Source organism: Rummeliibacillus sp. NPDC094406 (assembly GCF_044763875.1).
Taxonomy (GTDB): Bacteria; Bacillota; Bacilli; order Bacillales_A; family Planococcaceae; genus Rummeliibacillus.
The window spans coordinates 43268-64208 of the sequence record NZ_JBIWGZ010000008.1; the positions used below are offsets into that span (position 1 = coordinate 43268).

Consider the following 20941-nt stretch of genomic DNA (forward strand, 5'->3'; position numbering starts at 1 on the left):
TTACCTCGCTTCTAATTATTTCTTCTTAGATTTCTTTGCAAAGTACTTTTTCTTTCCTGAATCTTTGAAAGAAGCTCCAAATGAACTACTTTCATTTCTTTTTTTAGATGTTTTATGCGCATTTGAATTACCATTTGGCTTTGTTTGTTTTCGAACTTGTTTATTTTCTGCGTGACCTTCTATAAGTTGGCCATTAGACCATATTTTTTCAACTGGTTTAATTGATAATTCACGAAGGCGTTTATGGTAAGCTTGTTCTTCATGATATGCAAGTAATGTAATAACCTCACCATCTGCTCCTGCACGTCCTGTACGGCCTGAACGATGAACATATTGCTCTCTTGTATATGGAACAGCCACGTGTATAACATACGTTAATCCATCTATATCTAGTCCTCTTGCTGCTACATCTGTTGCAATTAGAATACGAGCTTCACCTTTTCGGAAACTGTCTAATGAAGCTTTTCTTTCTTCCTTTTTCATCTCAGAATGTAGTGCCACAATTGGTGCATTGCGGAATTCAAGCTTAGATTTTTTCATTAAAACTTGGTCTAAATTGTTCATAAATGCAAGTCCTCGAACTCCTGATACATGTGATAATTTACGTAGAAATTCTGTTTTATCACGTTCTTCGAGTTTTACAAAAGAATGTACGACCTTACTGCCTGTTAATGTTTCATCCACTTTTACTTGAAAACGTATGGGATCATGGAGCATACGTTTTGCCACTAATTCGATTTCATCGGTAATCGTTGCTGATACGACTGCAACTTGACGTTCGTGGTCTGCACCATCGATAAATGATTTTACAATGACACGGTAATCGCGGCTTAGTAGTTGATCCCCTTCGTCTAAAACAATTGTTGTCAGCTCATGTAACTTCAATTTCTTCTCTTTAACTAACTCATTTAGACGTCCTGGTGTACCAACTGCAATGGTTGGTTTTTTCTTTAATTTTTCGATTTGGCGTTGTGGGTTTGCCCCACCAATTAATGGAACAACCGTAATATTTGTACCGGCAGTCCATGTACGAATAACTTCTACAATTTGCATACATAATTCTTGGGATGGAGCAACGATTAGTGCTTGCGTTGCTTTTTTTGCACCATCAACTTTTTGTAGAATCGGCAATAGATAAGCTAATGTTTTTCCTGTACCTGTTGGGGATTCAGCTACTACGTCTTTTCCTTCTAATAGTGCCGGAATCATTTGATCTTGGATTGGCATTGTGGATGGGAAAGTCCACTTTTTTTGTAAATCTTCACTCAATAAAGTTAAGAATGACATTGTTTCCCACACCTTCTCTCAGTTATATTTAATAATTTACATTATGTAAAAACCTGTCCCTTATAGAAAGGACAGGTCTTTCAATGATTAGTCTAATAATTCGTAACCACAACTAGTAATCGCACAATCCGCTAATACAATAAGTGCATCAATATACGAATCATCTAACGATAACTCTCTATTCACAACAGATAGCTCTGTACAGCCTAAAATAATGTGGTCACATCCTGCATTTTTCATTGCTGCTTCGATTGGTTGCCATTGTGCTGACGTTATCTTTTTGCCTGCTTTTACATAGTCATATATCACTGTCATAATGTCTTTTTGCATTACTTCATCTGGAATAATAGGTTCTATACCTTCATCCATCAAAGCCTCTTGATACAAATTGGAAGTTAATGTACCGATCGTAGCAAGTACACCAACACGATTTGCATTTAATTGGCGTGCTTTTTTCGCTGTTTCTCGAATCATATGCAATACGGGAACTTTCGAATTTGACTGTAAATCATCGTAAAAATTATGCGCAGTATTGCAAGGGATTACAATCATATCTGCTCCCGCATCGGCTAGCTTATTTGCATCCTCAACCATTACTGGGAGAGGGTTTGGTTTAGAATGATCTAAAATATATGCCGTTCTATCGGGGATACGTGTATCATTATCTATGATAAAATGCATATGCTCCTGATCACTAAATGCTTTCGTTCTACGGACAATCGATTCGCCAAGTAGCATTGTTGCTAGCGGTCCAACACCACCAATAATACCAAGTACTTTCTTTTCCATTCTAAGACAGACCTTTATTGTTAAAATATTTTTTGTATTTACGGTAATAATTCAAGCTATTCAATGTTAGTTTGCACCAACGTTTGAAGTTCATGTCCTCTTTGTAGAACAATGAGTTCGTTGCTTTACCTTCTTTGATTAATTTACGAGCTTTTGCTTTAAGCTCAGTGTTTTGTGCGTATTTGAATAATACACCATTTGGAATGATACTCCACAAGTGTTCGTTATCCGCATAAGTTAGTTCTTGTTGCAAATGTAACATACGGTCATCTGCAACATATTTCATTAGGTTATAGCCTGCTGCGGTTACATAATAACTGCTACGTCCATTACGAAGGTTAATCTCAAATAGTTTATATTTACCATCACGATAATCGTATTTCATATCAAAGTTTGCAATACCTGTAAAACCAATATCTTCTAAGAAGTAACGCACTTGGTCCATCAAGTCTTTATCATATGTAGTTATGATTGCTGCATAACTACCGATACCTTCTGGAGAATGTTCTTCAAGAATTGGGTTACCTAAACACATTAGCTTCACTTTACCATCAGTAGCAACATATGCATTCAATACGCGCATATATGAATCATCACCAGGGATGAATTCTTGGATGATTAAGTGATCTTTATAAGACGAACTATAAATTGCTTTTAAGATGGCATTCTTTTCAGCTTCATCATGTGCAATGAATACTTTTTTCTTACCCGGAAATTCACAAGCCCAATAAGCCACTGAATTGGATGCTTTAATTATGATTGGGTATTCAACTTTCACTTGGAAGTTCTCATATGTTTCATACGTACAAGTATCCGTTTTTGGATAACTGAAGTTATATTTTTCACACATTTTATAGAAGTTTTCTTTCAGTAAAATGCGATCCATTAAAGATTCATCGATGTAAGGAACAGTGAAATATTGTTCAAGAGCTGGTTTGTTTTTAATAATGAGTTTGACATAATCATCACCACAACCCATTAGTAGTAAGTCTTTTTGCTCGTACTCTTTTGCTAATTTTTTCATTTCTTCTACAAAGTTTTCTTTTAAGTTTGAAACTTGTTTGAAATGTAGAATATTACTATTTTGTGTTGGTGTTAAATGTGCTCGACCGACTACAATTGCTTTGATTCCATATGCTTCATAAAAAGCACGTGCCATACCATATGCATTCATATCTGATCCGATTAATATTGGTAAAAATGGTTGTTCTGCCATCTCTTATCATCTCACTTATTTTGTACTTATTTTAATGCCATTAGTTTATCATATTTTATCTTTATAAACGAATGATGTCTTATTTTGATGTGGTAATTTTTAAGGCTTTGTTCAACTTGAAATTGATATTCAATATATCCAAGATTATTCAAGATTTCGTTTGTAAACTAATATGGGTAGAAACCGCTCGCTGAAAAGCAAGAAAGAATCCTCACTCAATTTCGTTGAGGTCACTGAAAAACTAGTTGAATGCAAAAATTTAAAGTAAAAATCTGATTTTACCTGAAGTGGAATCAGCTTCGCTTTCCGCGGGCGAGCGGTAAGCCTCCTCGATAGCTCGTACCTCGCTATCTGCGGGGTCTCACCTGTCTCGCTTTCCCACAGGAGTCTTCGCTGATTCCACTTCAACAAAGTTAGCTTTATAAGATTTTTATTTAAAAAATGTATCCTTTTTTGCTTTTTCAGCGGCTTCACTTTGTTCGTTCCGGGTTCTTTCTTACTTGTCTTTCCTCAGAAGTCTCGCTATTCCTACCCACTTTCTTTATTATTTTTCACAAAAGGTTATCTAAAGAAATAATTTCTATGAATATATTCAAAATCAGATAGCTTAGCCCCAAAAAACATCAAATAATTATATAATCTCTCATTTATTTCTCGATTGCAATAGCTTGAGAGCCCATATCTCTATAGCTTGAGAAGAATTTTGTCGCATCATGTGAAACATAGCCATGTAATGGATCCATTACAATGACTTTGTTATCTTCATACCCTGTTAGGACAACGACATGTAAATTGAGATACATTTTAGGTTTCTTATTGGTGTTCTCAATATACCAACCTTCTTTTTTCTTCGGCTTTGATAAATCGAGCGTTACCCACATCATTACAGGAATACCATGTTGCACTTTATCTATTATTTTCTTTTCACTTGCACCTGTAAGATTGGTCACTTTTAAATCGGTTTTATAGTCATGTGCTACTTTTTTTGCTGCTTTTGTTATAACAGGGGCAAAGGCATATGTACCAGTTAATTCATTTGCAGGATCTCCTGCAAAAGCTTTATTTGGATCTGGACCAATTCTCTTTCCATCTTTATCGATAACTTCTTTCGTTGGTAAATACTTTTTTGCCATCTGTGTTTTTTTTAGATTTAGACCATAGTAGTTGAAGGCGGCCGTCATCGCTGTAATTTCACATCCATGAGGAAGCTGTGGATTTTGTAAAATTACAGGTACATCAAGTCGTTGATTTTCCTTTTGATAGTATGTTTCAAGGACGACATAAGAAGTATCTTCTTTTACATTAACAACCTTCGCTACACTAGTTGGCTCTTTTGAAACATCAGAATTATCTTTAGATGATGGGACAAATAAATAACGATGACCTGTCTTTAAACCATTTAGCGTAACTTCTCCTTCAGAATCACCTGTTGCAGTTGTAACGAGTTTGTCCGTGTCCAAATCACGTACACTAACTTTCATGTCCGGAATAGGTTCTCTGCTTCCAAATGCAACAATAAGCACTTTGATACCTTCGTCCATTTCCTCTTCTTTTGCTGGTAGAATACTAGAACAGCCACTTATAATACTTAAAAAAAGCATTATAAAGCAAAAGAGGAGCAAATGCCGAGGCATTTTACTTCTCTTAAACACCGCTGACAATCCCCTTTTAAGCTAAAGGAATAATTAGCCGAAATATTTTTTGTACCATACTAAGAACATGTAAATTGTCCAAACTTTACGTTGGTTTTTCGCTTTACCTTCGTAGTGATCTGTTAACAAATTCACAATTGCTTGTTGGTCAAAGAATTGTGCTGCTTCAGGTGATTCAAATGTTTCTTTAATTTGATTGTAATATTTATCTTCTTTTAACCAAAGACGAATTGGTACTGGGAAACCAATTTTCTTACGATGCGCCCACTCATCTGGTAGTGCACGTTGTGAAGCTTGACGGAATGCATATTTTGTATCTTTTTCATTCACACGATAGTGAGAAGGAACTTTTGAAGCAACCTTCATCACTTCACGGTCAAGGAATGGTACACGTAATTCGATGGAATGGGCCATACTCATTTTATCCGCTTTTAACAAGATATCGTCCACTAACCATAAATTTAAATCTAAAATTTGTTTTTTTGTTAAATCATCTTCACCTGCTGCTTTTTTGTATACCGGCATTACGATATCTGCAACAGTTGGGGCATGATTGTATTTGTCTGCTAAGATTGCAGTTGCTTCCTGCTCTTCGAAAATATGCGCTTGTCCAATAAATGTTTGTTCAACTGGAAGACCACCACGCATTAAGAAGTGTTTACCACGCATTTCAGGAAGAGCTTTTGCTACTTCTGCAATTGGGCGACGGATAAATTGTGGTACTTTTTTATATTTGCGCATAGAAGGAAGTTCATCGTATTCTTCATAACCACCGAATAATTCATCAGCACCCTCACCAGAAAGAACTACTTTTACATGCTTACGCGCAAGTTCAGCAAGGAAATACAAAGGAACGATAGATGGGTTAGAGTGTGGTTCATCCATCATGTATTGAATTTCGTCTAATTTATTGAAGCATACTTCAGGATCTAATACTTCATTGACATTTTCAATACCTAGTTCTTTTGATAATGCTTTTGCGTTATCGACTTCAGAGAATTTTTCTGCTGCGAAACCAACAGAGAAAGTTTTATCTGGTTTTAAAACAGACGCCACATAACTGGAATCGACACCAGAAGATAGGAATGAACCTACTTGCACATCGGGATCTGAAAATTCGTGAGCTTTTATTGATTCACGAACTGTAGAATCGATTTCTTCTACGATTTGATCAAGTGGACGTTCTTCTGGATTGAAATTTGGTTCCCAATAACGAGTAATTTCTAATTTACCATTTTCAAATGTTAAATAGTGCGCTGCTGGTAATTTAAAAACTCCTTTAAAGAAAGTTTCTTTTAACACTGGGAATTGGAAAGTTAAATATGGTTTTAACGCTTGTTCATTTAGAACCTTTTCGAAGTGTGGATGTGGTAAGAAACTTTTTATTTCTGATCCAAATAGTAATGTTCCGTTCATATGTGCGTAATAGAATGGTTTAATGCCGAACATGTCACGAGCTGCGAATAAGCGTTTTTTGTTTCGATCCCAAATAACGAATGCGAACATACCACGTAATTTTTGAACTAATTTTGTTCCGTATTCTTCATAACCATGAAGTAAAATTTCACTATCTGTATCTGTCTTGAAGATGTGGCCTGCATCAATAAGGTCTTTTCTAATTTCTTTAAAATTGTAAATTTCACCGTTGAAGATTAATACTAATGATTGATCTTCGTTATAAAGTGGCTGGCTACCATTTGCTAAGTCAATTATACTTAATCGACGGAAACCAAGTGCTGCTTGACCATCTGTAAATTCCCCTGCAGAGTCTGGTCCACGGTGAATAATTTGGTTCATCATATTCTCTAACACAACGTCAGGGTTTGATACCTCACCGATAAATCCTGTAAATCCACACATATAATTTAATTCTCCTATCTATTTCATTCAATCTATTTAATTTAGCACGTATTAGAATGCACTATGTTGCATTCGACATCTTTTGATTATACTCTTTTTTTCAATTGACTTATACCGAAAAAGATTGCCACATAGTAGCAACCTGTTAGCTTGTATGCTTTTTGTATTCTTTCATCAATACTTCTAATGGTACTTGATAAAGCTGTTTATCATTTATTTTAAACACGCCAAGTTCCATTAAATGATCCATTACATGATTCTTTTTTCGTTCTTCAGCTGTTATCTTCTGGTTATTCATGTTGTATCCCTTCTTACCTTACTGTTTTATGACATTTTCCCCAAAAGTTCGCGTTCTAAACGAAAACTTTGAATTTCTCTTTTAGTTTAGGGATTCGCTTAGCAAACTGTTTATAGATGCAAAATCCTAATATGGCTCCGAGTGTATTCAACCATAAATCATCTACATCAGTGCTTCTATATTGGGGAAGCTGCATTGTCTCGATAAACAAAGACAATCCTAGTCCAGTAAAAAAAACAAAGAAGAACTTCTCCATCTTCCGCCAAAGTAATGGTAGTAGAAAACCAATCGGCATAAAGATTGCGATGTTACCAAGAAAGTTAATGAAAAACGGTTGCCATAAGTTTAAATAATGAATGGCATTATATACATCTGTGAAAACACGAAATAGATGAAAATTAATACCAAGTCCGTCTTGATTCTGAATTCGCATTTCTGCATATTGAAGACTAACACCATTTTTGGGAACAATGGTTTCATAAAATAAACCAATTAAATAAACCCAAAATGTCATAATTCCAACTTCATGCCAACGATTTACTAGACCAATATCACGTTTTTTCCGTGATTTATAGCGTATATACACAACAAATGGAGTTGCAATGATCATCACAATCATCATATCGAGTGTATATTGAAGTATATAAGACAACTTCGTCACTCATTTCTATCTTTCTTCATAACAGGACAAATTATATAACAATAAGTTGCAAAAAAACATTAAATTTCATTAACAATCTTTTCTTTTATATAATTTACCTCTATACTTCTACGATACCATATTCAGTAGGCCTTCGTACAAAGACTATTTTACCTTTTCGCAAAAATGATGTGCTATAAAAACATTTATTTTAAAGCGATTTTACTATAGCACATTTTGATTTTTATTTGGAATAATTTTGGGATAAATTTTGAATACCTTCTATTATAAATGAGACGGTTCTTTTGAAATTTCAAATTCCTAAATATCCGTCGATAAATTCCTGAATCATTTAAGTTCACATAACTACTAAAATTCATGCCTCCTCAAAAGAAAACACTCCATTGGTTTACATGGAGTGTTCGTTTAAATTAAAGAAATTTAATACATCCGCGTTTTTAGCTTAAACATCGAATTATGTTATGGAATTAATTCACTTTAATGCATATATGGCTCTTTGCTTGCAATGATGATTTCTCGTAATTTCGTAAGTTTATCAATTACAATTTTTGAGCATTTTTCTACTTCTACTAGATATTCCTCTGCTAATTCATAGTTACCGGTATTGTAGGCTTGTACTGCTTTTCGCGCTACTTCATGGACGCGTGCGTGGGGTTGCTCTAGTTCTTTAAATGTCGGTTCATTTCCTAGCAATTCTTTACCTTGCCCATAATACCATTCTCCAAGACGAGATTCTCTATGTGACTTTACATCATCCACTGTCATTTGCCCGAATCCTAATAATAGGTTATAAATATGCCAACGCCATAAAAGATGATCAGTAATCGTTAGGGCAACAATATCTTCCTGACTAATGATGAAGTTTTTTGAAATTGTTTTCGTGCGATAGTTATCAATCATCCTACTTAAAGTATAAATGGCTTCACCCGTATCATTCGAAATCCCTTTACTTTTTATGGCATTCTCTGCAATATTACGATTTCTCACAGTGATATCGTTAGCTGCCGCTGCTTGTTGTTGGGTCGCAGTAGCAATCTCTTCAATACTAGATCCTTGGTGTTGCAAAGTATCATTTAATGTAGATAATGCTGTTGTAATGTTGGATGTTTCATTTACACCCTTATGTAAGTCTTCGGCAGATTGTTTTGTTAGTGTACTAATATTCTTTGTAATTTCGAGAAGTTTTTGTATATCTCCATGTATCGATTGTACGGATGATTTGGTATTGTCAGCTAATTTTCTAACTTCTTCTGCCACTACAGCAAATCCCTTACCTGCAGCTCCTGCACGAGCTGCTTCAATCGATGCATTTAATGCCAACAGGTTTGTTTGTTCAGCAATACCTTGAATAAATTCCACCAATTTTGTAACGTTATTCACTCTATTTTCTAATTCACTAACATTTTCTTTGACACTTTCTTGTCCTTGATCAGTTGTTCTCAATAATTCATTTACGTTTCGAAGCAACTGAATTCCTTTACTTAACTCTTCTAATGAGCTTTGTGTATCATTTGATACATCGACAATTGATGAAGAAACTTCTTCAATACTAGCATCTAATTGCTCCATTGAAGAATTGGCCGAAATAACATCTTTCTTTTGCATTTCCTGAAACTGAATAAGTTTTTTTATTTGATCTAGTTGGGTATTAAATGCAATGATTTCCCCCAACCCATTAACAATTGAACCTGCTTGAATTTCAATATATGTCTCCACAATAAGTTGTTGATCTATACTCACAAGGGTTTCATATGCCAGAAGCACGTCCATCATTTTCTTACGGTTACGGCTATATTTCTCCAATATTAACGGGATAATTATTTGGTTAATTAATGTATAGGCAGAAATCATCCAATCAGGTAAGACGCCTAGTTTCGCATGAGTGTGAGCTATTTTTCTACGATTGAAAATATATTGTAAATCTAGTTGATCTTCAAATAAGCTTCTGAAATGCTTATCAAATGATATTTTTAAACGTTCAACAGATGAATGGTTTTCTATTATTTCTCTAAACTCTTGAAAAGATATTAAATGCCCATAAAAACTATCCAAAATTTCATTATGATGTTCATCATACAATTCTCTTAAACCTTGGACAGAAGCCCTTCTAATTGAAGATAACCCCAAAAAATCCAATTTAATTTGAAATCTTTTGTTAGCATTTATATCAGATCCTGGAGTTGCAGAAAAATATTGATAATGTTTCTTAGATTTTGCAAACATAGCGTTCCTCCTTTTTCTTTTAACTTGCATTAGATTATTTCATTAAATAGTTGAGTCCTCTCATATTAAAAAATATGGGATTTTAAGACTATTATAATGTAACTATTTTGATTTTTATATACATTTTTTCATAAATATTTTCCACTATTACTATAGTATTATAGGTAAAAAACCTTACTATAATTATTTACAATCGCATTATATGTATCATTTTGGACATTTTTATGAATAGGCTATGTTTATGGATGTATTATCCTAAGTACCAGCACGCTGAGCGAACATAGCAAAGATTTTCTTATTGTGTGTGAGGAGTGCTAGCACAATGACTATTCCATTCAAATAACAGCCACATTAAATAAAAAAAGAACCTTCTATTTAGAAGGCTCCCCATTTAAAATATTATAATTATTGCGCTAAAAATAATACGGACGGTATGAAAGATACAGCAAAAAATAATGCATACCAGATAGAAACTCGTTTTAATGAAAAGGATTTACTTTTTTTCTCTGCGTAGAATGCATCAAAGAAAATTGCACAAATCAATGGAATGCTCATACAAGCAACCGCGATTAAAATAATATCAGTATAATTCATTTTGCATCCCCCTCGTATTTTCGTATATAAATGTGACAACTTTATGTCATAATCATACAACCTCCGGACACATTTTGTCAACATTTCATTCACATTTCGGACAAAATTTTTCCAGTAAAATCATAAAGAAGTAATTCTTGTACTTAAATCATAATTTATTCAACAAGAAATCTATAAAAAAAAAACTGCCTCAAGTTGAGACAGCTTCTTTATTTATTTTACTTGCCAATAACGATCCATATCTCGATCTAGATATGCCCATCCTTTCCAACCAATGTGAAGCGTATCGGTAATGAAATAAGGGTCATATTCATGGGATGAGTAATCGATTAAAGGAAAGTTTGAGTCTTTTACTACAGTTCGTATTTTTTGATAATATCTTTGACGTTTTTCTTTAGAATATCCAGTATAATCATACCACTTTCCTTTCATCGGAATTGATATGAATAAAGGTTTTGCACCTGCATCTCTTAATACATCCATCATAAGTTGAAAATCCTTATATTCTGGTGACTTCGAAAAGTCTAAATCCTTTTTAGAATTTTTTAACTCATTATATTTTGGTGCAATATTTCGATTATAGTATTTATCAGCTACATTGTAATTATTATTTGAAACACGTTTTTCCCCAAATGCATCTGCATTGTGAATTTGCTGTTCAAATGTTTGATTTTTGATAAGAGATGGTTTCGCATGTGGATTTTTATCCGTTTCATTTATCAATGAATAATATAAATCCTTCTTTTCAAGAAGTGCTCGATTCAAATAACCAAATATCATCGAAACACGTCCTAATACTGGCTTTTTATCTTTTGCTAGTTCGTATTTATACATTGACACTAACAAATGATCTCGCTTAACCGTATCAAATTGCAATAAACGACGCATTGCTTTTTCCTTTATCTTAGGATCCATCTCATGATTGAATGCTAAGTCATAAGCATGAAGCATTGAATAATTTGGAGATAAATGAAAATCATCAATCCCCCCAGGCATAAACCATTGTGGAGAAATGATAAATATAATCTTTTTCCCCTTTAAATTTTTCTCTTGTTCTGCGAAATTCAAAAAATGTGTAATACTTTGGGTTCCTCCACGTCCTACCATAAAAGTAGAATAGGGTGTACCTGCTGCTTTTGTATAATTATAAGGATGGAAAGGATCTAAATGTTCCAATTCAGATGAACCGTAAATTGGTAGAGTTTTCTTATCTTTTAACATTTGACTTTGCAAATAGGCACCTTGAAACATAAGCGGATTCATTTCAATCTTCGCTTCTTCTACTCTTTGATCCGTTATCCAGCTCTTCAACCAACGATTAGGGAAAAATAAAAAGGCGAAAAATAACACTACTGCAATCGCTAGCGGAAGGAAAGTATACTTCTTCATGCTAATTCAACTAATTTCTCCGCAATATGATTTGGTGTATTCCACTCCTCGCGGGAGAATTCTGTGATTGGTACACTAATACCTAATTTTTCTTCGATTTCAACTAGTAATGTAATTGTACCAAACGAATCAAGTAAGCCCTCTTCAAACAGTTCAATATCTGGATTTTCCAAAATAACATCATCTTCACATACAGCAGCTAATACTTTAAATACTTCTTGTTTTTCCATTATAATAAACTCCTTTTAACTAAATAATTTTCCTGAAAAAATATAAAAACCGAAACAAACAAAATGGAAAGTAATTACAACTGAAATTACATTTGTCCATTTATTCTTTGGCCAAAATTTATGCACTTTATTCCATCTTTCAAACTTATCAAAGCAAACAATAAGTAATGCATGATACAATCCGTAGACGATAAAATGCCATTCAAGCCCATGCCATATGCCCATTAATAGGAATAGGACAAAGTATCCTATATAGGAAACTGTATAACGGTTTTTAATCCATTTCTTTTTCGTCATCCAAAATACAAAACGCATATACACATAGTCTCGGAACCAGAATGATAAACTCATGTGCCAACGATTCCAGAAATCTTTAATATTCTTACTTAAGAACGGTAGATTGAAGTTCTCTGGAGTTTTAATCCCCATGATTTTACTTACACCAATAGCAAATGCACTGTAGCCAGCAAAATCAAAGAATAGGTAGAGACTATAAACATACATATAGGCAAGGTGCCCTTCAAAAGGTGTTAAATAATTGTAAGTATGATTTGGTAAATACAAAAGAACCTTATTGTAAAGTAAGAATGCAATAATAAACTTATATAAGAATCCTTGGAAAATTTTATTAATACCATTAAATAATAACTCTCGATATTCATCGCGATCTGGGACATGATTCAAATCCTTTTCAAATCGTCTCCATCGGTCGATTGGACCAGATGAAATTGATGGGAAAAACAAAAGGAAATAGACAAGCTCCACGATAGAAATTGGCTTTTTGATCATGCCATCGCGTGTTTCCATAATCATTTGTACAGCCTTAAATGTAATATAAGAAACACCTAAAAAACCAAAGAGATGGTGAAGACCTAAAATAGGTAGCACCTTTACTAATACAAGTGGCAGAATTGCTAACAAAACAGCGAATACAAAAACAGTACCATTATTGTTCTTTGATCGATACGTTTGATATCCTTTAATTAAAAGTACTTGGAAAATCGTAAATAGTACCAGTGAAAGTATACTCTTGACTGATGAACTAAAAATAATCGCCAAGATGATAACTGAAATAAACATGTTATACTTTTTGGATGATTTTCCTTTAAGTCCTAAAATAATTGTAGGTATCAATAAAATACCGATGATAAAGAAGAATGTAAAATCACCATAAGGTATCATATCGTTACTTCTACCGCCAATCTTTTACGGTCCACTTTACCATTGGCGTTCAACGGAAGTTGATCTACATATATAAATTTCTTTGGCACCATATAACTTGGGACAACTTCAGATAATGCGCTTTTTAATCGTTTTGTAGTTTGGAATGGTTTTTCATCGGTCTTTTGAATTAGCACGACGAATGCAGTTAAAGACACTACTTCTTCTTGTACTTTTACTGGCTGTACGATACAACCACTTACCTCATTTAATGATTCAATCTTTTTCTCAATTTCCTCAATTTCGAGACGATAGCCATGAAGCTTCACTTGGAAATCAGAACGACCTGAATAGAAGATGTAGCCATTTTGGTAATAACCAACATCACCTGTATAATACACATCTTCGTCGCGCCAAAGTTTAAATACTTTTTCAGTTTGCTCAGGTGCACCAAGATAACCTTTACTTACAGTAGGACCGGTAATTACTAATTGTCCTTTTTGTCCTTCGCTCACAATATCGCCAGCTTCATCAAGTAAAATCAAATGATTAGCATCGGCCTTTGCAATTGGCAAAACATTAAAATCATCAAGAAGGCTATTCGTTACTTCAACAGCAGTTACTGCAACAGTTGTTTCAGTTGGACCATACAAATTAATAATTTTTGCATTTGGGAATCTAGCCTGTAAATTTTTTGCAAGTTCATGTGGTAATACTTCTCCACAAAACAGGAACTTTTCAATTGTAGGCATCATTTCTGCATTCCACAGTGGATTCATCATGCAAATTTTCACAAATGAAGGTGTAGAAGTCCAAACATTAACATTTGATTGTTGCAATGCTTCAAAAAGCATGGCTGGTTGATTAATCTGAGATTTTGTCAGTGCATATAATGTCCGACCTTTTGTCAACGCTGGATATAAATCCATTACTGATAAATCAAACGAATATGGTGCTTGGTTAAGATATACACCATCTTGCAGCTGAGCATCCTCTTCTATCCATAATACAAATGCTTCTAAATTGCTGGCTGTTATTTGCACACCTTTTGGATTCCCTGTACTTCCAGAAGTATAAATAATATAAAATACATCTTCCCCATCTACCCAATTATCTTGAGAAATTGTTTTTGAATGCGTTGATTCTAAAACTGAATTAATTTCATAAGAAGGTATTGAAAGGTCTAAATTCATTTTTTCTGTTGTTAACAACATAGCCGCATTCGAAACAGCTAGAATATGCTGAACACGTTCATTTGGAATTGAAGTATCTAATGGAATGTACGGATGTCCTGCCTTGACTACCCCTAAAAAGGCGATGATTTGCTTCGGCGACATATGACCGTAAACTGCAATTGGCGTTGCATCATTCAATCCTCCCTGTACTAAAAATTCTGCTACAAGATCAGATTGTCTCCACAACTCTTCATAAGTTAACGTTTCATCATCAACTTGATACGCTATACGTTGTGGATATAACAAAGACATCTCACGAATCATATGCAGTACACTCATAAGTAACACTCACTTTCTTTTAAAATTCGGTATAAATAAACGGTCCCGCATTCATATCATGGAATCCGTAAATTAATACAAGTAACACTAAAATGACAAAATAAAACAATGTATAACCAATTAAACGAAATCCTTCGTGTTCTCTTAATTTTTGCAAGACTCCACTTCCTCTCTATCACATTACTATAAAACGAATGAAACATTTAAAAGTTTCAGTTTGATCATCTATATATTAAGTTTTCATTAAAAATATTACTTTTTAGTTAAGATTAAGCAAAGTTTGTATCATTTCATTAATGATAATTAGTTAATGTGATTTTTTTAATTAACAAATAGACAATACCACTGATTTCGTTTGATCCTTCAATTTTAATTTATTTTTAATAGAACTTACAGCTTATATTTATATGTCAGACTTTTTTGGAAATTATTTGGAAGGATTTTTATTAAAAAAATGCTTTTTTTAATATCTTTTTTGATTTTTCTCCGTAATATAGTAATATTTTACCAACATCAGTTGAATTCAAGGATGATCAATTTGTTTTCACAATTAAAAACTCATCCATTTAGGAAGAGTTTTTAATATGATAGATATTCTTATAAAGTAAAATTCCCGATGTGGCGGTTTTCTTCATCTTCCAGTCATACATCTAATGCGCGGTGAAATTAATTAACACCTCATTAAATTTTTCTCGTTCTTCCCAAAAAGGGCCATGCCCACTATATTGAAATGGTACAAGTCTTGAACCTTTTATTTTGTCATGTAAGATTTTTGCTTGTGAAAATGGAATAACTTGATCGTGGGTGCCATGAATAATTAAGGTAGGAACACTAATCATTTGAAGCTCTAGATCTATTTTTTCATCCCTAAGTGTTTTGATGATTGCGGCCGTGGACCAACTTGCTGCTTGTAATCCCATTTGGAAAAACCATTCTGAAAAGGGTTTTGATATATATTGAAAAAAGAAGGTATCAGTTACATCTCTTAACATATTCGGACGATCATTATACGTTTCATTTAGAAATTTTGTGGCGGTTTCTTGTGTAAAGCCAGTTGGTGCTGCTGCATCAATTAATACTAAATTACGAACGCCGTATCCTCTATACCGTGCGACATAACGAAGTGCTATTGCTCCTCCGGTGGAATGTCCAGCTAGCGTAAAATTGTTCAACCGAAGAGTAGTGATGACTGTGGCAATATCGTCTGCTAGCCTATTATAATCATAGCCTGCCATCGGTTTATCAGAACGACCGAATCCCCTCCAGTCAATACCGATACATCGATATCCCTCTGAAGGTAGGACATTAAATTGATATTCAAATTGATTATGATTTAATGGCCATCCATGTATGAATATGATTGTTTTTTTTCCTGTTGGGTTTATATCTTCTACAAATAGTTTGACGCCTGACTCTACGGGCACAAAATACCCCACAATTTCCCTCCATTCATTTATGATTATCTAACATACGATATTCAACTGAAGAAAAATTGGTGAACCTCTCCTAGTTCTCGTAGGATTATGCAAACTAAAAAGGACTACCCTGAATCCTAAGGGTACTCCTTAATAGAGTACTATACTACATTCCTTTATTAATGTGAACTTATTCTATATGGTAAATCTTCATTTTTAAGATCTTGATTCTTTTGCCAGCCTTTACATACATCAACCCATTCTTGTCCATTAGCATATGTAAATATTTCATCGCACTTTTCTTCAATGTTACAAATAAGAATACAATTCTACTTATCCCCTAATAGGAAAATGCCCATTCTCCATTTCAATAAAATCCTATATGGAGAATAGGCATTTACTTCTGGAATATCTTTTTATTTATCTTGATTTCGATATAAAAAACTAGTGAACTATGCCCCCCTCACTACTTTTTTGTGAGAAACCATTATAAATAAGCTACTCTATATGTGAATCAATTCATGCTCATCTCGACCTAACAAGTTTGGTTAGGTAAACTGTTCCTCCCTTGATATATGATCGACCATCGAGGCAGTAAAAGTTCCTAATACTTCAGCACTTAACTCATTTCCTCTAATTCATGTAAAAATATTTTAAATAAATTCATCTCAACTTCAACTTCATTATTAAATCGATTTAATGCTGGAAATGACTGAATATTAGCACGTAAATACCCCGTCAATTCTACTGCCTTTAGATAAAATTGTTCAAAGTGTTGCGTAAACGTGTAACTTTTTTCTATTAATCTTTTTTCTACGCTATCCATATCATCATTTATGATTCCAGCATGGCCATAAGCGTCACTTAACCACAATAAATGATGATGCTATTCATGAAAATTTGGTGGTACTTCACCTTTCTTTAAGTAACTTAATACTTTTTGGTATTCTTCTAATTCATTAACCATGTGATTTATAAAAGTCGGAGAAAGATGAATCTTGATATCACCAGATAATTGGCGTCTAAGAATTGAAAATTTAAATTGCTCTAATTGTTCTGCTGCTTCATCTGCAGTTACAGCAAATGGAATTGCATTTGAAACATTTAACGAGCTTACTTGCTTATGAAGATCAGAAAAGCGATGAATAAATGTCTTTGCCTCTTCAATATCCTCCTTCACAGATGGATAAAGTGAATCTCGGATAAATTGCCCGTGATTCATTAGGATTTCGAGCCAAAATTGATGTTCAAAAATTGCGCTCTTCAAATATATTCAGGCAAAAAATTTTACATCTCCTTTATTCTTTTCATCACTTAAATGTATTCAAGTACTGTTTGTACTAGTCGTAACTTTTCTAACATAAAAAAATGCAGGACAATGTACCAATATTTTGTACAGTCCTGCATTTTTACATTTAGTTAAATGATTGTAACATTATTTAAATCCGCTTTTCCTGCTTTTAAAAAATTGTATGTTAATTTATCCATTGTAGATCCACTAAAATCAACTTTTTTTACCTCTGATAAACGAAACTGAACATTTTTGAGAGTTGTATTTCTAAAAGAAGCTTTTTTTAATGTACACGCTTCAAAAACTGTTCCTTCAAAATACTGACCATCAAAGTCTATTCCTGCTAAATTACTCGTCTTAAAGTATGTTCGATCATATTGACAGTTTTTTAATAGTGCACTTTTAAAATTGGAACTTCTAAAATGAGCCCCTGTAAGATTTACATTTTCAAAAATGGTATCTGCTAAATTACAGGATTTAAACTCACTATCCGTTAAATCTGAATTCGTAAAATCTGATCCTTTTAAATCGCTACTATAGAATTTTCCTTCTCGAATTGAAACTTCACGAAAATCAGAATTCACCATTCTTGACCGTGAGAAATCCATTCTTATTGCATGTTCAAGTTCTGTTTGTTGCAGATTGATAGAATCGATTAATTCAGTTACGTCACCAATTGAATTAATCGTCATTTGATAAGCTGTTTCTTCATTATATCCTTGTTTTTTATAATCCAAAAATTTTTCATTTAAATTAGATAATAATTCTTCTTCTAACTCTTTCGCCGTTTTGACTTTTTGATACGGTGCAAAAATATTGCGAACGTACTGATTGATCTCTTCTAGCATTTATCCTTCACCCTTTCACAGCAGACGCTCTAATATCTGTTTTGCCTGCTCCCAATTTTTTTTATTCTGTTCGTATGTGTTCTTCCCTAAATCTGTAATTTTATAATATTTTCTACGTCCACCCTGGTTTTCGCTTCCCCAGTAAGACATGATACTGCCCTCTTTTTCTAATCGCTTTAAGCTAGAATACATGGTGGCTTCTTTTAATTCGTATTGTTCGCCTGAATTGGCATAAATCAATTTACTGATTTGATAGCCATACTTATCACTATCTAAAAGAAGCTTTAAAATCATCGTATCTGTATGGCCACGTAGTAAATCAGCCGAAATTTTACTCTCACTCAAAAGCTCACCCCCTTTAATACAATATATATCATTGTACTATGACTGTCAAGGTAATATGATAGCCATAAATAACAACCTTTTTTTTAGATAAAACCAAAATTAATCGCTCAAAAGTATTTTTTTACCATAAAAAAGGAGGATAGATTATTTATCTATCCTCCTTTTTTATTTATAATATTGATGCCAATCTCTTAATTCCTTCATCTATCGTTGCTGGGTCTGAATTCGTATAATTTAGTCGCAATGTACTTGCACCTTTCACATCCGTATAGAATGGATCCCCAGGTACAAATGCTACTTTATTTTCAATTGCACGATTAAAGACTTCTACTGATGATACCCCTTCTCCTAAATCTGCCCATAAGAACATTCCGCCCTCTGGTTTTGTAAACGTAACGTGTGCTGGTAAGTGTTTTTCCATAGAAGCAATCATCGCATCACATTGTTTTTTATATAATTCCGTAATTTGATTAATATGCTTTTCATAATCATTATTTACTAAATAATCATAGATAGCATATTGAGAAATCACATTTGTATGCAAATCTGAAGATTGTTTTGCCGCAATCAAGTGACCCATTAATTCTTTATTCTTTGTACATAGGTAACCTATACGCATTCCTGGTGATAATGTTTTTGAGAATGAACCAAATAATACACTGTTCTCAGATTTTCCACCTGCGATATATGGTAATGATTCACCCTCATAGCGAAGTTCACCATATGGGTCGTCTTCGATTAAAATCGTATTGGTTTTCTTGATAATTTCATAAATAGCTTCACGTTTCTTTTTTGAATACGTTAAACCAGTAGGATTTTGGAAATTAGGAACAGTATATAATAACTTCACATTTTCGTTACTTAGTGCTGCTTCTAGTTCTTCTAAATTCAAGCCGTCATCTTCAAGGCTAACTGGCAAAAAGTGAGGTTCAAAAAGTGAAAAAGTTTGAATAGCAGCAAGATAACATGGGCTTTCAACAGCTACGTTATCCCCTTTATTGATCAATACTTTTCCCATCAAATCTAATCCTTGTTGAGAGCCTGTTGTGATCAAAATATCATCTGCTGTAACATCAATATCAAATCGTTTTTTATAACGTTCTGCAATCCATTGACGTAATGGCAAATAGCCTTGTGTACCTGAATATTGGAATACTCTTTCACCTGATTCATGTAAAACTCGATTCATCGATTCTTGGAATTCTGCTACTGGGAAAGAAATTGGATTTGGTAATCCTCCTGCGAAAGAAATAATATCTTTTGTCTCAGTTAATCGCATAACTTGAGAAATAAAAGAGCTATCTGTTTTTAACATTCTATCTGAAAAAATTTGCACCATAATCGATTCTCCTTCTGAACTACATATTCTATTTATTTTTATATTATAACAAATCACGAAACATTAGAAATTGTCAATGTTTTCGAGAAAATTCAAGTAAAAAAGAAACATAAATTCAAATTATTATTGTTGATTGAATCAATTTCATAAATCCATTTTTAATTTATAAATACGAACATTTCAACATATTTACTTTTCCATATTCAGAATGGAATGTTCCGCTACAGACGGCGCTTTCCACGGGCTTGGCTTCAATCTCCTCGTCACTGCGTTCCTGCGGGGCTTTCAGCTCAAGCTATTCCCGTAGGAGTCGCCGTCTTCCGCTCCATAATGAACAAAATAGTTTATCATTAGATGTTCGATATTTCATATGAATTTTGCATTACGGTTAGTATAGTTATCTAATAGAAAGTAATATATTTATTCAAATATACTAGTTTCAGTATACTATATATTAAGTTAGTTATTTGCTTAATGTGATTATGTTGATCATTCACATTAAGGCTGCTCCTTTTCTCAAGGAGTGTGACAGTATATGGGTCCACAACATCACAATCGAAATCGTGCATATTATCGACATCATCGAAGAAGAGTTATTAAACGTAAAATGAAGATTACTAAAGGATGGATAATTTCCCACGGTTATTTAGCTAAAGGCAAAATCCACTGTTCCTTCTATACGTTTTCTAACACTGCTGGCTATTCAATACCACAACTCAAGAAAAACCACTTCGTCGCGATGCTCCTGCAGAGATATGTACTGTAAAGTCAAAAATGCATTTTAAATATTTCTACGATAGAGGGACTGATCCACTAAATGGACACCCCT

The 20941-nt window shown here is 33.6% G+C and carries 19 protein-coding genes and 1 pseudogene; 1 reads left to right on the forward strand and 19 read right to left on the reverse strand.

What is annotated here, in order from left to right:
• Positions 1-15: 15 nt before the first annotated feature.
• The 19 genes and pseudogenes from ACIQ4I_RS17865 to ACIQ4I_RS17955 all read right to left on the reverse strand — a co-directional run bounded on the left by ACIQ4I_RS17865 (position 16) and on the right by ACIQ4I_RS17955 (position 20112).
• A complete protein-coding gene (locus ACIQ4I_RS17865; protein WP_403098447.1) occupies positions 16-1287 on the reverse strand; it encodes a DEAD/DEAH box helicase in 1272 nt (423 codons plus the stop codon).
• An 87-nt stretch (positions 1288-1374) separates the two neighbouring features.
• Positions 1375-2076, reverse strand: a complete 702-nt coding sequence (cuyB, locus tag ACIQ4I_RS17870) for a cysteate racemase (protein ID WP_403098449.1) — start codon at positions 2074-2076, stop codon at positions 1375-1377.
• A gap of 1 nt (position 2077) precedes the next feature.
• The gene (locus ACIQ4I_RS17875) at positions 2078-3292 is read right to left on the reverse strand and encodes a carboxylate--amine ligase (protein ID WP_403098451.1); all 1215 of its coding nucleotides are present in this window, start codon (positions 3290-3292) and stop codon (positions 2078-2080) included.
• A gap of 647 nt (positions 3293-3939) precedes the next feature.
• Positions 3940-4833: a C39 family peptidase gene (locus ACIQ4I_RS17880; RefSeq protein ID WP_403098453.1), complete on the reverse strand. Its 894-nt coding sequence runs from the start codon at positions 4831-4833 to the stop codon at positions 3940-3942.
• A 144-nt stretch (positions 4834-4977) separates the two neighbouring features.
• Positions 4978-6804 (reverse strand): asparagine synthase (glutamine-hydrolyzing), encoded by a 1827-nt coding sequence (gene asnB, locus ACIQ4I_RS17885; protein ID WP_403098455.1) that lies wholly within the window; start codon positions 6802-6804, stop codon positions 4978-4980.
• Positions 6805-6949: 145 nt separating this feature from the next.
• Positions 6950-7102 carry a Fur-regulated basic protein FbpA gene (locus tag ACIQ4I_RS17890; RefSeq protein WP_403098457.1) on the reverse strand — a complete coding sequence of 51 codons (153 nt, stop codon included), beginning with the start codon at positions 7100-7102 and terminating at the stop codon, positions 6950-6952.
• 55 nt (positions 7103-7157) lie between these two features.
• Positions 7158-7754: a VanZ family protein gene (locus tag ACIQ4I_RS17895; protein ID WP_403098458.1), complete on the reverse strand. Its 597-nt coding sequence runs from the start codon at positions 7752-7754 to the stop codon at positions 7158-7160.
• Positions 7755-8240: 486 nt separating this feature from the next.
• Positions 8241-9986 (reverse strand): protoglobin domain-containing protein, encoded by a 1746-nt coding sequence (locus ACIQ4I_RS17900; RefSeq protein ID WP_403098461.1) that lies wholly within the window; start codon positions 9984-9986, stop codon positions 8241-8243.
• Positions 9987-10391: 405 nt separating this feature from the next.
• Positions 10392-10580: a hypothetical protein gene (locus ACIQ4I_RS17905; RefSeq protein WP_403098463.1), complete on the reverse strand. Its 189-nt coding sequence runs from the start codon at positions 10578-10580 to the stop codon at positions 10392-10394.
• Between the two features lie 213 nt (positions 10581-10793).
• Positions 10794-11969 carry a D-alanyl-lipoteichoic acid biosynthesis protein DltD gene (gene dltD / locus ACIQ4I_RS17910; protein WP_403098466.1) on the reverse strand — a complete coding sequence of 392 codons (1176 nt, stop codon included), beginning with the start codon at positions 11967-11969 and terminating at the stop codon, positions 10794-10796.
• Positions 11966-12199 carry a D-alanine--poly(phosphoribitol) ligase subunit 2 gene (dltC, locus tag ACIQ4I_RS17915; RefSeq protein ID WP_397540041.1) on the reverse strand — a complete coding sequence of 78 codons (234 nt, stop codon included), beginning with the start codon at positions 12197-12199 and terminating at the stop codon, positions 11966-11968. Before dltC ends, dltD begins: the two co-directional genes overlap by 4 nt.
• Before the next feature lie 15 nt (positions 12200-12214).
• Positions 12215-13381: a D-alanyl-lipoteichoic acid biosynthesis protein DltB gene (dltB, locus tag ACIQ4I_RS17920; protein WP_403098468.1), complete on the reverse strand. Its 1167-nt coding sequence runs from the start codon at positions 13379-13381 to the stop codon at positions 12215-12217.
• Positions 13378-14874 carry a D-alanine--poly(phosphoribitol) ligase subunit DltA gene (dltA, locus tag ACIQ4I_RS17925; protein WP_403098471.1) on the reverse strand — a complete coding sequence of 499 codons (1497 nt, stop codon included), beginning with the start codon at positions 14872-14874 and terminating at the stop codon, positions 13378-13380. The genes dltB and dltA overlap by 4 nt, the downstream gene beginning before the upstream one ends.
• 19 nt (positions 14875-14893) lie before the next feature.
• Complete coding sequence (locus ACIQ4I_RS17930) at positions 14894-15031, reverse strand: teichoic acid D-Ala incorporation-associated protein DltX (RefSeq protein ID WP_403098473.1); 138 nt, start codon at positions 15029-15031, stop codon at positions 14894-14896.
• Between the two features lie 493 nt (positions 15032-15524).
• Positions 15525-16310, reverse strand: a complete 786-nt coding sequence (locus ACIQ4I_RS17935) for an alpha/beta fold hydrolase (protein ID WP_403098476.1) — start codon at positions 16308-16310, stop codon at positions 15525-15527.
• A 504-nt stretch (positions 16311-16814) separates the two neighbouring features.
• Positions 16815-17511 (reverse strand): annotated as a pseudogene (locus ACIQ4I_RS17940) (DUF2935 domain-containing protein).
• 197 nt (positions 17512-17708) lie between these two features.
• On the reverse strand, positions 17709-18428 hold the full coding sequence (locus ACIQ4I_RS17945; RefSeq protein ID WP_403098478.1) for a pentapeptide repeat-containing protein: 720 nt from the start codon (positions 18426-18428) through the stop codon (positions 17709-17711).
• A 15-nt stretch (positions 18429-18443) separates the two neighbouring features.
• Positions 18444-18773: a PadR family transcriptional regulator gene (locus ACIQ4I_RS17950; protein WP_403098480.1), complete on the reverse strand. Its 330-nt coding sequence runs from the start codon at positions 18771-18773 to the stop codon at positions 18444-18446.
• A 169-nt stretch (positions 18774-18942) separates the two neighbouring features.
• A complete protein-coding gene (locus tag ACIQ4I_RS17955; protein WP_403098482.1) occupies positions 18943-20112 on the reverse strand; it encodes an aminotransferase-like domain-containing protein in 1170 nt (389 codons plus the stop codon).
• A gap of 535 nt (positions 20113-20647) precedes the next feature.
• On the opposite strand from ACIQ4I_RS17955, the gene ACIQ4I_RS17960 reads away from it, so the two are divergent.
• The gene (locus ACIQ4I_RS17960) at positions 20648-20878 is read left to right on the forward strand and encodes a hypothetical protein (protein WP_403098484.1); all 231 of its coding nucleotides are present in this window, start codon (positions 20648-20650) and stop codon (positions 20876-20878) included.
• Positions 20879-20941: the final 63 nt, after the last annotated feature.

Bases quoted from the DNA above. Each gene is read 5' to 3' on its own strand.
- ACIQ4I_RS17865 (WP_403098447.1), bottom strand. From the start codon at position 1,287: ATGTCATTCTTAACTTTATTGAGTGAAGATTTACAAAAAAAGTGGACT.
- cuyB (WP_403098449.1), bottom strand. From the start codon at position 2,076: ATGGAAAAGAAAGTACTTGGTATTATTGGTGGTGTTGGACCGCTAGCA.
- ACIQ4I_RS17875 (WP_403098451.1), bottom strand. From the start codon at position 3,292: ATGGCAGAACAACCATTTTTACCAATATTAATCGGATCAGATATGAAT.
- ACIQ4I_RS17880 (WP_403098453.1), bottom strand. From the start codon at position 4,833: ATGGACGAAGGTATCAAAGTGCTTATTGTTGCATTTGGAAGCAGAGAA.
- asnB (WP_403098455.1), bottom strand. From the start codon at position 6,804: ATGTGTGGATTTACAGGATTTATCGGTGAGGTATCAAACCCTGACGTT.
- ACIQ4I_RS17890 (WP_403098457.1), bottom strand. From the start codon at position 7,102: ATGAATAACCAGAAGATAACAGCTGAAGAACGAAAAAAGAATCATGTA.
- ACIQ4I_RS17900 (WP_403098461.1), bottom strand. From the start codon at position 9,986: ATGTTTGCAAAATCTAAGAAACATTATCAATATTTTTCTGCAACTCCA.
- ACIQ4I_RS17905 (WP_403098463.1), bottom strand. From the start codon at position 10,580: ATGAATTATACTGATATTATTTTAATCGCGGTTGCTTGTATGAGCATT.
- dltD (WP_403098466.1), bottom strand. From the start codon at position 11,969: ATGAAGAAGTATACTTTCCTTCCGCTAGCGATTGCAGTAGTGTTATTT.
- dltC (WP_397540041.1), bottom strand. From the start codon at position 12,199: ATGGAAAAACAAGAAGTATTTAAAGTATTAGCTGCTGTATGTGAAGAT.
- dltB (WP_403098468.1), bottom strand. From the start codon at position 13,381: ATGATACCTTATGGTGATTTTACATTCTTCTTTATCATCGGTATTTTA.
- dltA (WP_403098471.1), bottom strand. From the start codon at position 14,874: ATGAGTGTACTGCATATGATTCGTGAGATGTCTTTGTTATATCCACAA.
- ACIQ4I_RS17945 (WP_403098478.1), bottom strand. From the start codon at position 18,428: ATGCTAGAAGAGATCAATCAGTACGTTCGCAATATTTTTGCACCGTAT.
- ACIQ4I_RS17955 (WP_403098482.1), bottom strand. From the start codon at position 20,112: ATGGTGCAAATTTTTTCAGATAGAATGTTAAAAACAGATAGCTCTTTT.
- ACIQ4I_RS17960 (WP_403098484.1), top strand. From the start codon at position 20,648: ATGGGTCCACAACATCACAATCGAAATCGTGCATATTATCGACATCAT.